The sequence below is a fragment of the Streptomyces sp. W1SF4 genome (genome assembly GCF_003950035.1).
Taxonomy (GTDB): domain Bacteria; phylum Actinomycetota; class Actinomycetes; order Streptomycetales; family Streptomycetaceae; genus Streptomyces; species Streptomyces racemochromogenes.
Genome location: NZ_CP034350.1, coordinates 957,254 through 970,288 on the forward strand (window position 1 = coordinate 957,254; position 13,035 = coordinate 970,288).

Below are 13,035 nucleotides of genomic sequence, written 5' to 3' on the forward strand. Positions count from 1 at the left end.
CCCTGCTCGGCTGTCACCCTGTCCTTCGGCGCCGGGGGTGTGATCGGATGCGGTGGTCCCCCGTGACCGGGTGCGGTCGTTCCGGGCGGCGGGATATTCCGGGCGATTGGTACAGTCCTGACATGGCGGTGGACGAGCTCGACACCCGGATCCTGCGCCTGCTGATCGAGCAGCCGCGCACCAGTGTCCGCGAGTACGCCCGGATCCTCGGGGTGGCGCGCGGCACCCTCCAGGCCAGGCTCGACCGGCTGGAGCGCACCGGGGTGATCACCGGCTCGGGGCCGGTCCTCTCCCCCGCCGCGCTGGGGCATCCGGTGCTGGCGTTCGTGCACATCGAGGTCACCCAGGGGCACCTGGACGAGGTCGGGGACGCGCTGGCGACCGTTCCGGAGATCGTCGAGGCCTTCTCGATCACCGGGGGCGGTGACCTGCTGACGCGGGTGGTGGCGCGGGACGCGGGGCATCTGGAGGACGTGATCCAGCGGCTGATCCGGCTTCCGGGGGTGGTCCGCACGCGGACGGAGGTCGCCCTGCGGGAGCGGGTGGCACACCGGCTGCTGCCGCTGGTGGAGTCCGTGGGGCGGGCGGCTCGCACATCCTGACAGGATGGCCGGGACAGGTACACGACCGGCAGGACGGGCCAAAGCGGATGATCTCCGTCATATTCGATCTCGACGGCACTCTCGTGGACAGCGAACCGAACTACTACGAGTCGGGGCGCCTCACCCTGGAGCGGCACGGCGTGCCCGACTTCACGTGGGAGCAGCACGCCCGGTTCATCGGCATCGGCACGCTGGAGACCCTGGAGGTCCTCAAGGACCGCTACGGCCTGCGGCCCCCGGTCGAACAGCTGCTGGCCGAGCAGAACGCCGCCTACCTGGAGCTGGCCCGCACCCGCACCGAGGCCTTCCCCCGGATGCGGACCTTCGTGGAACGGCTGCACGCGCGGGGCGTGCCCATGGCGGTGGCCTCCGGTTCCTCGCGGGAGGCGATCGACGCCGTGCTGGAGGGCACCGGGCTGGGCGCGCTGCTGAGGACGGCCGTCTCCGCCGAGGAGGTCGAACGGGGCAAGCCCGCGCCGGACGTGTTCCTGGAGGCGGCCCGCCGGCTCGGCGCCCGGCCCGCCGACTGCGTGGTCGTCGAGGACGCGGCGCCCGGGGCACTGGCCGCACGCGCCGCCGGGATGCGCTGCGTGGCCGTCCCGTACGTGGCGGAGACCGCCGGCGATCCGGCGTTCGCGGCGGCCGGGCTGCTCTTCGCCGGCGGCCAGCGGGAGTTCGACGCGGACGCCGCCGAGGAGTGGCTGTTCGCGGGCGGGAGCGCCGCCCGCGCCTGACGGCGGCCGGTGAGCGCCGGGCCGCCGGGGGCGGCGCGCTCCCGGGGCGCGGGGCTCCCGGGGACCTCGCGTTCCTGGGCGGCGCGGTCAGGGGGCGGCGCGCTCCCCGGGGCCCGTTCAGCGGATCGCGCGCGGGAGGCGCAGGCTCAGCCCCACCGTGACGACGATCAGGCCCAGCTGCACCAGCAGGGTCACCGCGAGCGCGTCGCGCATCCCCAGCGAGTCGGACAGCGCGAGGAAGAGGGTGCCGAGGGTCGCCACGCCCAGGGCCAGCGAGGACTGCTGCGTGGTGATCATGACGCCGCTGCCCACGCCGGCCCTGTCCGCCGGGACGTCCGAGAGCATCAGCCGCATCAGCACCGGCAGCTGGAGTCCCTGGCCGAGGCCCGCGACGGCGACGCCCGGGGCCAGGCCGGCGAGCCCGAGGTCCGGCCATCCGTACCAGGCGGCCGCCAGCACCAGGGCGATGCCGAGGGCCTGGACCACCCCGCCGGCGGTGACGACCCGGCTGCCGAACCGGCCGACCAGCCGGGGTCCGGCGAGCGAGGCGGCGAAGAAGGCCACGGCCAGCGGCACCAGGGCGAGTCCCGCCGCCACCGGGCCCATGCGCAGGCCCTGCTGGAGCGCCACGGCGACGGCGAACATGAAGCCGCTGAAGCCGATCGAGAACGGCACCAGCATGACCAGCCCGCGCCGCAGCGAGGCCAGGCGCAGCAGGCTCGGCGGCACCAGCGGGGTGCGCCCGAGCCGGTCGGCGCGCCGCTCGGTCAGGTAGAAGGCCGAGGCCGCGAAGGGGAACACGGCCAGCGCCACCCACGTCCACAGCGGCCAGCCGGCCGCCCGGCCCTCGGTCAGGGGCAGCAGCAGGGACACCAGGGTGAGGGCGAGCAGCAGGGTGCCGGGGACGTCCACCGACGCCGGACGGTCCGAGCGGGTCTCCGGTACGGCACGGACGGCGAGGAACAGCCCCGCCACCACCACGGGCACGTTGACGAGGAACACCGAGCGCCAGCCGGACCCGGCCACGTCGGCGGCGACCAGCACCCCGCCGAGGATCTGCCCGGCCACCATGGACAGGCCCGCGGTGGCTCCGTACAGGCTCATCGCGCGGGCCCGGCGCGGGCCCCGGGTGGTGGCCTGGATGGTGGCGAGGACCTGCGGCAGCATCAGCGCCGCCGCCGCGCCCTGGGCGACCCGGGCGCCGACCAGCGTCCAGGCGGTGGGCGCCAGGCCGCAGGCCAGGGAGGTCAGCCCGAAGGCGGCCATGCCGGCCAGGAAGAGCCGGCGCCGGCCGACCGTGTCGCCGATCCGGCCGCCCAGCACCAGCAGCACCGAGTACGCGACCCCGTAGCCGCCGACGACCAGTTCCAGCATGGCCGGGCCGGCGGCGAGGTCGGCGTCGATGGCGGGCAGCGCCACGTTGACGATGAAGAAGTCGATCAGAGGGAGGGCCGCGCCCAGCAGTACGGTGAACAGCCCGAGCGGGGTGAGGACGGTGGGCTCCGCGGCCTTGGGCCCGGCGGTGGCCGGGACGGGCGGGGACGCGGGGGCGGACGGGGACGGGTGGGTCGTGCGTACGGTCGTTTCGCTCACGGAAGGAACGATCCGCCGCCGTTCAGCCTGGTACCAGAGTCTCCTCATCCTGGTACCAGGAGTACCTGGCAACGGGATGGGCGGTACCGCATCCTGGTGCCATGACCACGGTTGCCCCGGCGAGCGACCTGCGCCGCCACGAGCTCGCCGACTTCCTGCGCAGCCGCCGCGAGCGGATCACGCCCGAGCGGGTCGGACTGGTCAGGGGTCCGCGCCGGCGCACCCCCGGGCTGCGCCGCGAGGAGGTCGCGCAGCTCTCCGCCGTCGGCGTCACCTGGTACACCTGGCTGGAGCAGGCCCGCGAGATCCAGGTGTCCCCCCAGGTGCTGGACGCGCTGGCGCGGGCCCTGCTGCTGGACTCCAGCGAGCGCGCGCACCTGTTCGCGCTGGCGGGCACCACCGACCCGGCGCCGAACACCCGCTGCCCGAGCGTGACGCCGGCGCTGCGGGCCGTCCTCGACCAGCTGGACCCGATCCCGGCGTGCGTGCAGAACAGCCGCTACGACATCCTCGCCCACAACCGGACGTACGGGCGGCTGCTGTGCGACCTGGAGACGGTGCCGCCCGAGGACCGCAACTGCGTGTGGCTGGCGTTCACCAACGCCGACTGGCGGGCCTCCCTCGTCGACACGCCGGGCGTGAACCGGCTGCTCGCGGCGAAGTTCCGGGCCTCGATGGCCGGGCACCTGGCCGAGCCCGCGTGGAAGACGCTGCTGGCCCGGCTGGAGGCGGCCTCGCCGGAGTTCCGGGAGATCTGGGCCCGGCACGAGGTGGTCTCGGCGGGCGGCAACACCAAGCACATCCGCAACGCCCACGTGGGGCCGCTGCGCCTGGAACACACCAGCATGTGGCTGGGCCCGGCCTCCGGGTCGCGGCTGACGACCTTCGTCCCGGTGGACGAGGAGTCCCGCCGGGGCCTGGAGCGGCTCCGGGCCCTGTCCCCCGTCGCCGCCTGACGGGCGCCGGAGCCGGTGGCCGCTCAGCCGCTCCGGTGCGCCAGCGCCTCGCCGATCGCCGCGCCGCACTCACGGGCCGTCAGGTAGGGCCGTACGTCGTGCGCCCTGGCCCCGTTGTGCACCGGCACGTCCCGCACCCGTTCCCCGAACAGCGGCGCCAGCCCCTTGGCCAGCGGCACCAGGTCACCCCGGTCGGCGATGTTCACCCACTGCCGCACGGACGCGGGCCAGCGGCCGCGCCCCGCGTGCGGGGGCGGGACCAGCCGGTCGAAGACCAGGTTGCGCACCCCGAGCGGGGACCCCAGCGTCACCAGCACCACGTCCGGCCGGTCGGGGGCCGCGCACAGGGCCTCGTACGCGACGACCGAGCCGAGCGAGTGCGCGACGACCACCCGGGTGCGGTCGGTCAGGGCCCGCTCGAACCGGCCGAGGACGGCGGCCCGCGTGCGGGGCTCGGTGAAGTACCGCCGCACCTGCCGGGCCGCGCCGATCATCAGCCGCTCCCCCGCCCCGGCGAAGAACGCCGAGTGGCTGAGCGCGTCCAGCGCCCGCTGCACCGGGTACGGGGTCCGCAGCCGGGCCCGGTCCCGCGGCCCGGGCAGCCGGGGGTCGATCCGGGCGGCGTACTCCCACCACTGGAGCAGGAGTTCCTCTTCCAGCCCCGCCTCCACGTCGGAGGCGTCGAGCTCGGGCGTCCCGATGCCCCGGTGCCCGGCCTGGCGGAAGAGGTCCCCGTAGCAGGCCATCGCGACCTCGTCCCGCGCGGGCACCTCCCCGCCGGCGAGGGCGAGCCCGTCGCAGAGCGCGGGGTACCACTCGGCGAGCAGCGACTCGGGGCCCACCACCTCCTGCGCGATGCCGTGCACGAACACGATCCGGCTCACGGCCGCACCTCCGCCAGGGTGAGGGCGACGACGCCCATGTCGGTGGCCACGCAGATGTGGCCTTCGCGGTCGATGGAGAAGCCGTTGACGGTGCTGCCGATGTCGATCTCGGACGTCCAGGTGAAGGTGTTCATCCGGCCGACGCGCAGCAGGCCGTGCCGGTCGGCGGCGACGAGGGTGGGCAGGCCCCTGACTTCGGCGAAGCGGATCTCACTGACGCCTGAGGCGAAGCGCGGGAACTCCCCCACGACCGACCGGTCGGCGTCCAGTCTGCGGACGTGGACGTGGCCGTCACCCGATCCGACGACGGCGAGCGGGGCTCCTTCGAGCCGCACCGCCTCCAAGGCGGTCACCCCCAGCGCGTAGCCGCCCAGCGGATCGCACACCGGGCTTCCGGTCAGCAGGTCCCAGAGCCGCACGGTGCCGTCGCGCGAGGCGCTCACGAGGGTGTGGACGCCGTCGACGAGCAGGTCGCGCAGGGCCGACACCGGACCCACATGGCCCAACATCGGCGCGCAGAGGGCCCCTTGGGTGTCCAGCTCCCAGGCCTCCAGCACGTTCTCACCCGTCGCCGACACGACGATCCGGCGGTCGCCGACGCGCAGGACGCGACTGATGTCTCCGCTGCCCTGCCGCCTCGCCAGCTGGCGACGGGTCTCCAGGTCCCAGACGGAAGTCGCCGCCCAACTGCTGCGTACCACCAGGACCTGGCCGCCCATCTGTACCGTGGTGACGGGCTGGAAGGAGCCGTCGTGCGTCAGGTGTGGCGCCACCTGACTGCCGTCGCCGAGGTCGTGCTGGCGGACGACCCCGTTGCTGGCACCCGTCACGACCAGCGCCCGGCCGTCTCGGCCCTCCATGATCTCGGCTGACACCAGCCTCTTCGTGCCACCGCCCAGGGGCTCGCCGACCACGTGACCTCCGTTCAGGTCCCAGATCAGCACGTCCGAACTGCCGGTGGTCACGACCACCGGCATGCCGTCCGACCGGCCGAAGAGCGGGGGTGTGTGCACCGTCGCCGGCTCCAGGCACCACCTCGGTTCCGTGCGCGTCCCCGGTGCTTCGCGGGGATCCAGGCGCCAGATCCGGAGCTGGTTGCGGCCGCCGGCCGCCACGACGGATTCGCCGCCCACCTGCGCGAGGGTCGCCGCCAGCACCGATCCGAGCATGGGGAAGGGTCCGGCCACCACGGCACCGCTGATCACTTCCCGGACTTTGAGGTTGCCGGTGCCGGCGACGGTGAGCACCACCGCCCTGCCCCGGTGGAACGCCACGCTCGCGACCGAGGCGAACTGGTCCACGTCCCGCACGGCGCGGTGCCCGCAGCGGCGTACCCGGGGCCCGTCCTCGCCCTGCTCGATCCGCCACACGTACGCGTGGTCCGCGTCCGTCGCGAGGACGACCTCCAGCGCGCCTCCGTCCGAGCGCAGGGCGAGGTGCTCGACGTCCCCCACATGGCCGGCGAGCGGACGGCCGATCATCGTGCCGGATTCCACGTCCCAGACGCGGACCGTGCCGTCGGCCCCTCCGCTGGCCAGGACCGTCCTGCCCGCCAGGGCGCTGAAGGCGGTGCATTCGACGGCGTTCGTATGCCCCTCCAAGTCCAGGTGAACGGCACGGTCCCCGGTCGTGCTCCACACCCGGACCACGGTGTCGGCTCCGCCGGTCGCCACGGTCAGCCGGCCTTTGACCACCGTGGCGGCCAGGGTCGTCGCCCTGGCGGAACGCCCCTCGAAGGCCGGGCCCAGCTGTTGCCGGGTCCGCAGGTCCCAGGCCCGAACGGCGCCGTCCTCCCCACCGGTCACGACGACGGGGCGCCCGTCCCACTCGCAGTACGCGGTGGTGGCCATCGACCTGGTCAGCCCGTCGTCGGGCCGATCGGCCGCGAGGTCCCAGATCCGTGCGGTGTGGTCCGCGCCCACGGTGACGGCGAGCGCCGTGTCCCCGTACACCGCGAGGGCGGCGGCGGTCATGGTGTTCAGGTGTCCGCGCAGGGGATGGCCGAGCGGGCGGAGCGTCCGCAGGTCCCAGAGCTTCGCGGAGCTCGAAGCGCAGGTCAGCACGACGGGCCGGCCGGCGATGTCACCGGTCACCACCGAATACGGGCCCGCCAGCCTGTCGTTGTGCGCCGGGACCGGTTCTCCGATCTGGCGTCGGTCAGCGAGGTCCCAGCAGCCGAGCATCCCCACCGCGTCACACACCAGCGCCAGCGAGCGTCCGTCCAGTTCCACGGCGCACACCGCTTGTACCGAGCTGACCGTGCCGATCAACGGCCGGCCGTGGACCTGGGCGTTCCCTCCGTCCAGCGCGTCGCGCACGTCCCATACGTACACGGCCTTGTCGTCGCCGCCGGTGAGGGCGATCGGCCGGCCGTCCAGCCTGCCGAGAGCCACGCCGTGCACCGCACTGCGGTGGACGACGAGCTCCTGACCCAGTTGGCGCCGGTCCGTCAGGTCCCACAGGCGTGCGGTGCCGTCCGCGCTCCCGGTCAGGGCGAGAGGTCTGCCGAGCACCTCGCCGATCGCGATCGACAGGATCTTGTTGGTGTGGCCGGTGAGTGGCTCGCCGTACTCCTGACCGGCCGAGAGGTCCCAGATCCGGACCGTGCCGTCGTGTCCGCCGGTCAGGGCGACCGAGTAGTCGCCGAGTTCGCCGATGGCCAGGGCGTTGACCGGGATGGCGACCGGGAGCGGCTCGCCGATGGGGCGTTGGGTCGTCAGGTCCCACACGCGTGCCGTGGAGTCCTCGCTGCCCGTGACGGCGATGGGCCGGCCGTCGAGCGTGCCCGTCGCCACACACGTGACCGGTCGGTCATGACCGTTCAGCAGCCGGTGGGCCCCACTGGTGGACCACCAGGCCCACGTGGTCGACCAGGGGCGGGTCACCGCGAGCTCGCCGACCCGGTCGGCCAGCCGGTCGGCCCGGCAGCGGCGGGCCGACAGCTGGAGGTCGGCGGCGCGCTCCCCGAGCGGGGTGTCGGGAGTGAGCCGGTGGGCGATCTGCTCGTAGGCGCCGCGCACCCCGGGTACGCCCTCGCCCTCCATGGCCGCGAACCCCCGCAGCAGCGTGAGCGGTTCGCTGGCCAGCAGGAACCCCGGGTCCTCCATCAGCTCCGCCAGCCGTCCGGCCGCCACGGCATGGGTGGCGAGGTGCTGCCGTACGTAGGGCACGGCGGCGAACCAGTCGGGCTGCTGCGCCTCCGCCTGGGGTACCAGGCCCAACAGCGCGTCGACCACGGCGTGCTGGACGTCGTACGCGTCCTGGGCGGCCGTCGCGCGCAGGTGCTCGGCGAGGGCCTTGTGGTAGAGCCGGTACGCCGAGCGGCGGTCGTCGTCGGTGACTTCGGCGATGTACGCCGCCGCGACGTCCAGGGCCCAGCTGATGTCCTCCTCCGAGCAGGGGACTCCGGAGATGGCGGAGCCGAGTGCGGTCCACACCCGCCCGCGCGGCAGCCCCTTGCCCTCCGAGAACGCCAGCGCCAGCAGCATGCGGCGTACGCGGGGCTCGTCGGGGCCGAAGCGCTGGAGGTAGTCGTCGAAGGCTTCGCCGACCTCGCTGGGCAGGTTGTCCTCCCAGCCCGGCCGGCCGGTGTCGACCGGCTCGGCGTCCGAGCGCAGCGTCCGGGCCGTCATCCTGGCGTAGAGGTAGACGCCTGCCGCCTTCTCCGCGACGCCGCGCGCCACGGTCCGGGCCAGGGCCGGACGGTCCCGGTACGGGGTGCGGACCTCGGGCTCCTCGGCTGCCAGCAGCACCCGGGCGACGTACGCGGAGACGTCCTCGGCCCCGGCCTGGTACTCCTCCCGGTCCAGGTCGAGGCAGGTGAAGGTGGGGCCGAGGGCGGTGACGAGTTCGCGCCGGGTGCCCACGAGGAGGCGCACGCCCTGGATCTCGGCCATGGGGCGCAGCAGTTCGCGGGTGATGCGCCGGGGTTCGCCGTGGCCGCCGGCGTCGGCGGCGGTGTCGGAGCCGGCCTCGTCGACGGCGTCGACGACGATGACCAGCGGGGGGCCCTGGCGGCCGCGCCGGGTGAGTTCCTGGAGGAGGGCGGCGACGCCGTCGGCCTCGGTGCCGAGGGCGGAGGCGATCCGCTCGACGATCTCCTCCAGGCGCTTGTGGCGGGCGTGGACGGCGGCCGTCACGCAGTTCACCGGGACCACGGTGTTCGGGTCGACGCCGCTGAGGTCGAGGCGGGCCCGGTAGGCGGGGTCGGAGAGAGCGACGATCCGGCCGAGGACGGCGGATTTGCCGCAGCCGGGGACGCCGGTGACGACGCGGCCCCGGCCGTCGCCCTCCTCGGCCGTCAGCCAGGCGGCGACGTCGGTGAGCACGTTGACCCGGCCGCTGAAGTAGAGGCCCTGTTCGGACTCGAACTCCACCCCGCGCGAGCGCGGGCCGAAGTGCTCGGCGAGTTCCCTGGCGGCGACCCGCCCCTGGACCTCCAGGTCGGTGCCGGCCGGCGGTAATTCCTCGCGGTAGCCGGAGTTCGCCAGGAACGGGGCGAGTCCGGTGACCAGTGCGCTGGCCAGTTCGGCCCGCTGGCCCCGGCCGGCGAGGTCGAAGCGTTCGTTGACGGCCTTCACCAGCTCGGTGAGGTCGAGGTACTGCTGGCGCTGTCCGGTCCGCTCGGTCGTGGTCTCGATCGCCGCGCCGAGCACGGGGACGAAGGCGCCGTCGAGGGCGATCTCCTTGCGCCGGGCGGAGGCGAGGAACCAGAGTCCGGCGGAGGAGTCGGCGGCGACACCCCGGTAGATGATCGTCTGGAGTGCGGCGGCGGCCGCGTCGGCCGTACCGGCTCCGGCGGAGCAGGTGTCGAGGATCAGCAGGGCGTGGCGCAGTCCGCCCTTGCAGAGGATGCGTACGAGGTCCTCGGTGGCCAGGGCGGTGGTGGCGAGGTCGGTGTCCCGGGTGTCCCAGCAGAGCAGGTAGTGCCGGTCGCGCTCCTCGACGGCGCCGTGGCCGGCGAAGTACACCACCACGACGTCGTCGCCGGACAGCGCGGTGTCGGCGGACCAGTGGCTCAGCTTCTGGCGCAGCTGTTCGGCGCCGTCGTACTCGCCCAGCCCGGAGAGTGCGCGCTCGTAGCCGAAGCCCTCGAAGAGGTGGGCCATGGCGGCGATGTCCGAGGGCACCGAGTCGAGCTGTTCCTCCGGGGGGAGGTGGCAGTACCTGCCGGTGCCCATGCCGATGAAGAAGCGCCGCCCCACCGAGCCCCCAAGCCGCCGTCCCCTGTGACGCAGCCGACTCTAGCGACGCGCCGCCGCGCCGCGCAGGGGCTTCGGATCATCCGGGAAGATCCGGCATCCGACGCGGGTTGGTAGAACCGTGAACGAAATGCTGAGGGACGCGGCGGACGTGGACGTGGTGGTCGTCGGGGCCGGTCAGGCGGGGCTCTCCAGCGCCTACCACCTGGGGCGGGCCGGGATCGACCACGTGGTGCTGGACCACTCGCCGCGCCCCGGCGGGGCCTGGCAGTTCCGGTGGCCCTCGCTGACCTACGGCAAGGTCCACGGCATGCACTCCCTGCCCGGCATGGAGCTGACCGGCGCCGATCCGCTGCGGCCCTCGTCCGAGGTGATCGGGGAGTACTTCGCGGCGTACGAGGAGCGGTTCGGGCTGCGGGTGCGGCGGCCCGTGGACGTGACGGCCGTGCGCGAGGGCGACGCCGGGCGGCTGCTGGTGGAGTCCGCGTCCGGGAGCTGGTCGGCGCGGGCGCTGGTCAACGCCACCGGGACCTGGGACCGGCCGTTCTGGCCGCGCTACCCGGGCCAGGAGCTGTTCCGCGGCCGCCAGCTGCACACCGCCGGCTACCCCGGGCCGGGGGCGTTCGCGGGGGCCCGGGTCGTCGTGGTGGGCGGCGGCACCTCGGCGGTGCAGCACCTGCTGGAGGTCTCCGAGGTGGCGGCGGGGACCACCTGGGTCACGCGGCGGCCTCCCGTGTTCCGCGAGGGGGCGTTCGGGGAGGCGGAGGGGCGGGCGGCGGTGGCGCTGGTGGAGGAGCGGGTCCGGCGGGGACTGCCCCCGCGCAGCGTGGTCAGCGTGACCGGGCTGGCCCTGACGGAGGCCGTGCGGGCGGGGCTGGACTCCGGGGTGCTGGAGCGGCTGCCCGTCTTCGACCGGATCACCCCGGCCGGCGTCGCCTGGGCGGACGGGCGGAGCGTGGAGGCCGACGTGATCCTGTGGGCCACCGGATTCCGGGCGGCCGTCGACCACCTGGCGCCGCTGCGGCTGCGGGAGCCGGGCGGCGGGATCCGGGTGGAGGGGACCAGGGCGGTGCGCGACGAGCGGGTCCACCTGGTGGGCTACGGCCCCTCGGCCTCGACGATCGGCGCCAACCGCGCGGGCGGGGCCGCGGTACGCGAGATCCGCCGCCTGCTGACGCGCCGCCCGGCGGCGCCTCAGCCCGGGGACGGGGCGTTCAGGGGGAACTCGCGGTCGGCGGTGCCGGCTTCGCGGGCCTCCTGCGTCGCGTAGAGGTGGCCGGCGCCGTCGCGTATCTCCAGCACCGGGTCCGTCCACTCCTCGTCGGGCCCGGGGACGAACACGTGCTCCACGGCCCGTTCGGCGTCGTACACCAGGAGGGAGACGATCCGGCAGAGCCAGTCCCCGATGTCGCCGAGGCCCTGGAGCGGATGGCCGTCGGGGCCGCCGACGCGGATCACGTAGAACCGGTCGTCCTGCCACCACCCGCCGTTGTCCAGCCGGCGGCCCTCGCCGACGGGGACGCCGTCCACCCACATGCGGGCCGCGTCCGGGCCGCCCCGGAGCAGGAGCACGGCGCGGTGGCGGTCGTCGCCGGTGAAGTGGACCCGGACCTCGTACGCGCTGTAGCAGTCGGTGAAGCGGCTGCACGCCCCGGGCACGGGTCCGGACCTGTGGGGGGCCGGGCTGCCGGGCGGGGGCGGGGCGGGGTCCTGGCCGCAGACCTCCGGGGTGCGGCAGCGCCGGTCGACCCGGCGGCTGCAGCCCAGGCCCAGGGCGGCGATGTCGCGCGGGGCGGCCCGGGACAGCAGCACGGCGAGGCGCTCGCGGTAGCGGTCCGGGCCGACGAGGGCGGGGAGCTCGCGCCGCCGTTGCCACCACAGGAGCAGGTCGACCCCCTCCGGGGAACGGGCCAGCCACTCCTGCCAGTCCGCCACGTCACCGCCCCAGAGTTCCTCCAGGTGCCGGCGGGCGGCGGCCGCTGCCGCGTCCTCCCGGTCCTCGTGCGCTTCCTCCGCCCGCGGTGCGGTGCCGTCCGGCACGGCCGGCGCGGGCGCGCGGGTTTTCGTACGACGTGTCCACCATGACCGCCCCATGTTCCGCCGCCCCCTGTCCGCGCGTCCCGTCAGGCGGCCGATGGTAGGCCGGGGTGCGGCGGCGGCGCCCGCTCATTTCGCGGCGGGGGCCTTGGCCGGCGGGCCGGCGGCGGCGCGGAGCCGGTTGAACTCCGCGACGTGCTTCCTGTGTTCCTCATAGGTCGCCGAGAAGCGGGTGTCCCCGGGCTTGACGGTGACGAAGAACAGCCAGTCACCGGGCGTCGGCGCGACGGCGGCGGCCATGGCCCGCAGGCCCGGGCTGTCGATGGGGGTGGGCGGCAGGCCCTGGCGCGCGTAGGTGTTGAAGGGGTGGTCGATGCGGGTGTCGCCGAGCGTGGTGTCCACGGTGGTGCGGCCCAGGGCGTAGTTGAGGGTGGAGTCCATCTGGAGCGGCATCGACTTCGCCAGCCGGTTGTGCACGACCCGGGAGACCTTGCCCATGTCGGCCGGATCGTCGGCCTCCGCCTCGATGACGCTGGCGAGGGTGGCCGTCTGGTACGGGGTCATCCCGTGCGCCTTGGCGCCGTCGGCGACGGCCTTGGTGGCGAGCTCGCGGTGTGCCGTGCGCACCATGAACGAGAGCAGCGAGGCCGGGGTGGACTCCTTGGTCACCGGGTAGGTCGCCGGGAAGAGGTAGCCCTCCGGGTTGCCCTTCGCCTCCGCCGGCAGGTCCAGGGCCGCCGTGGCGACGGCCGCCTTGGTGGTGCCGGCGGGGAGCCGCAGTTCGCGGTCGACGGCGGCGTAGACCTGCGCGGCCCGCCAGCCTTCGGGGATCAGCAGCCGGCGCGGCTTCTCGGGCGGTTCCTCCCGCGGCAGCAGGGGGCCGGTCACCAGCGTGGCGAGCCCGATGCCGAGGAGCCCGCCGAGGAGGAGGACCAGCCGGCCCCGCCGGGTGAGCCGGGAGCGGCGCGGTGTCGGCGGCCGGTGCGGCTGGTACGGCCGGTGCTCGTCGGGCATGCGGGCACGTTAAC

General features: G+C 74.7%; 9 protein-coding genes. 4 read left to right on the forward strand and 5 right to left on the reverse strand.

Going from position 1 to position 13,035, the window contains the following annotated elements; genetic code table 11:
* The first annotated feature begins 122 nt into the window (after positions 1 to 122).
* Together D1J60_RS04620 and D1J60_RS04625 are read left to right on the forward strand one after the other, a co-directional pair.
* Positions 123 to 602, forward strand: coding sequence for an Lrp/AsnC family transcriptional regulator (locus D1J60_RS04620; RefSeq protein WP_125603973.1), 480 nt, complete (start codon positions 123 to 125; stop codon positions 600 to 602).
* A 47-nt stretch (positions 603 to 649) separates the two neighbouring features.
* Complete coding sequence (locus tag D1J60_RS04625; RefSeq protein ID WP_125603974.1) at positions 650 to 1,336, forward strand: HAD family phosphatase; 687 nt, start codon at positions 650 to 652, stop codon at positions 1,334 to 1,336.
* Between the two features lie 117 nt (positions 1,337 to 1,453).
* On the opposite strand, the gene D1J60_RS04630 is transcribed toward D1J60_RS04625, so the two are convergent.
* Positions 1,454 to 2,977 (reverse strand): MFS transporter, encoded by a 1,524-nt coding sequence (locus D1J60_RS04630; protein ID WP_125820233.1) that lies wholly within the window; start codon positions 2,975 to 2,977, stop codon positions 1,454 to 1,456.
* Between the two features lie 53 nt (positions 2,978 to 3,030).
* On the opposite strand from D1J60_RS04630, the gene D1J60_RS04635 reads away from it, so the two are divergent.
* Positions 3,031 to 3,885, forward strand: a complete 855-nt coding sequence (locus tag D1J60_RS04635; RefSeq protein WP_125820234.1) for a helix-turn-helix transcriptional regulator — start codon at positions 3,031 to 3,033, stop codon at positions 3,883 to 3,885.
* A gap of 23 nt (positions 3,886 to 3,908) precedes the next feature.
* On the opposite strand, the gene D1J60_RS04640 is transcribed toward D1J60_RS04635, so the two are convergent.
* A complete protein-coding gene (locus tag D1J60_RS04640; protein ID WP_125820235.1) occupies positions 3,909 to 4,769 on the reverse strand; it encodes a hypothetical protein in 861 nt (286 codons plus the stop codon).
* Complete coding sequence (locus D1J60_RS04645) at positions 4,766 to 9,949, reverse strand: caspase family protein (protein WP_241253142.1); 5,184 nt, start codon at positions 9,947 to 9,949, stop codon at positions 4,766 to 4,768. Before D1J60_RS04645 ends, D1J60_RS04640 begins: the two co-directional genes overlap by 4 nt.
* Before the next feature lie 142 nt (positions 9,950 to 10,091).
* Here D1J60_RS04645 and D1J60_RS04650 point away from each other — a divergent pair, with 142 nt between their 5' ends.
* Positions 10,092 to 11,240, forward strand: coding sequence for an FAD-dependent oxidoreductase (locus D1J60_RS04650; RefSeq protein WP_277607494.1), 1,149 nt, complete (start codon positions 10,092 to 10,094; stop codon positions 11,238 to 11,240).
* On the opposite strand, the gene D1J60_RS04655 is transcribed toward D1J60_RS04650, so the two are convergent.
* The gene (locus tag D1J60_RS04655; RefSeq protein WP_125820237.1) at positions 11,165 to 12,010 is read right to left on the reverse strand and encodes a hypothetical protein; all 846 of its coding nucleotides are present in this window, start codon (positions 12,008 to 12,010) and stop codon (positions 11,165 to 11,167) included. The two genes, D1J60_RS04650 and D1J60_RS04655, sit on opposite strands and share 76 nt — an antisense overlap.
* Before the next feature lie 126 nt (positions 12,011 to 12,136).
* Positions 12,137 to 13,021 carry an endolytic transglycosylase MltG gene (mltG, locus tag D1J60_RS04660; RefSeq protein WP_125820238.1) on the reverse strand — a complete coding sequence of 295 codons (885 nt, stop codon included), beginning with the start codon at positions 13,019 to 13,021 and terminating at the stop codon, positions 12,137 to 12,139.
* Positions 13,022 to 13,035: the final 14 nt, after the last annotated feature.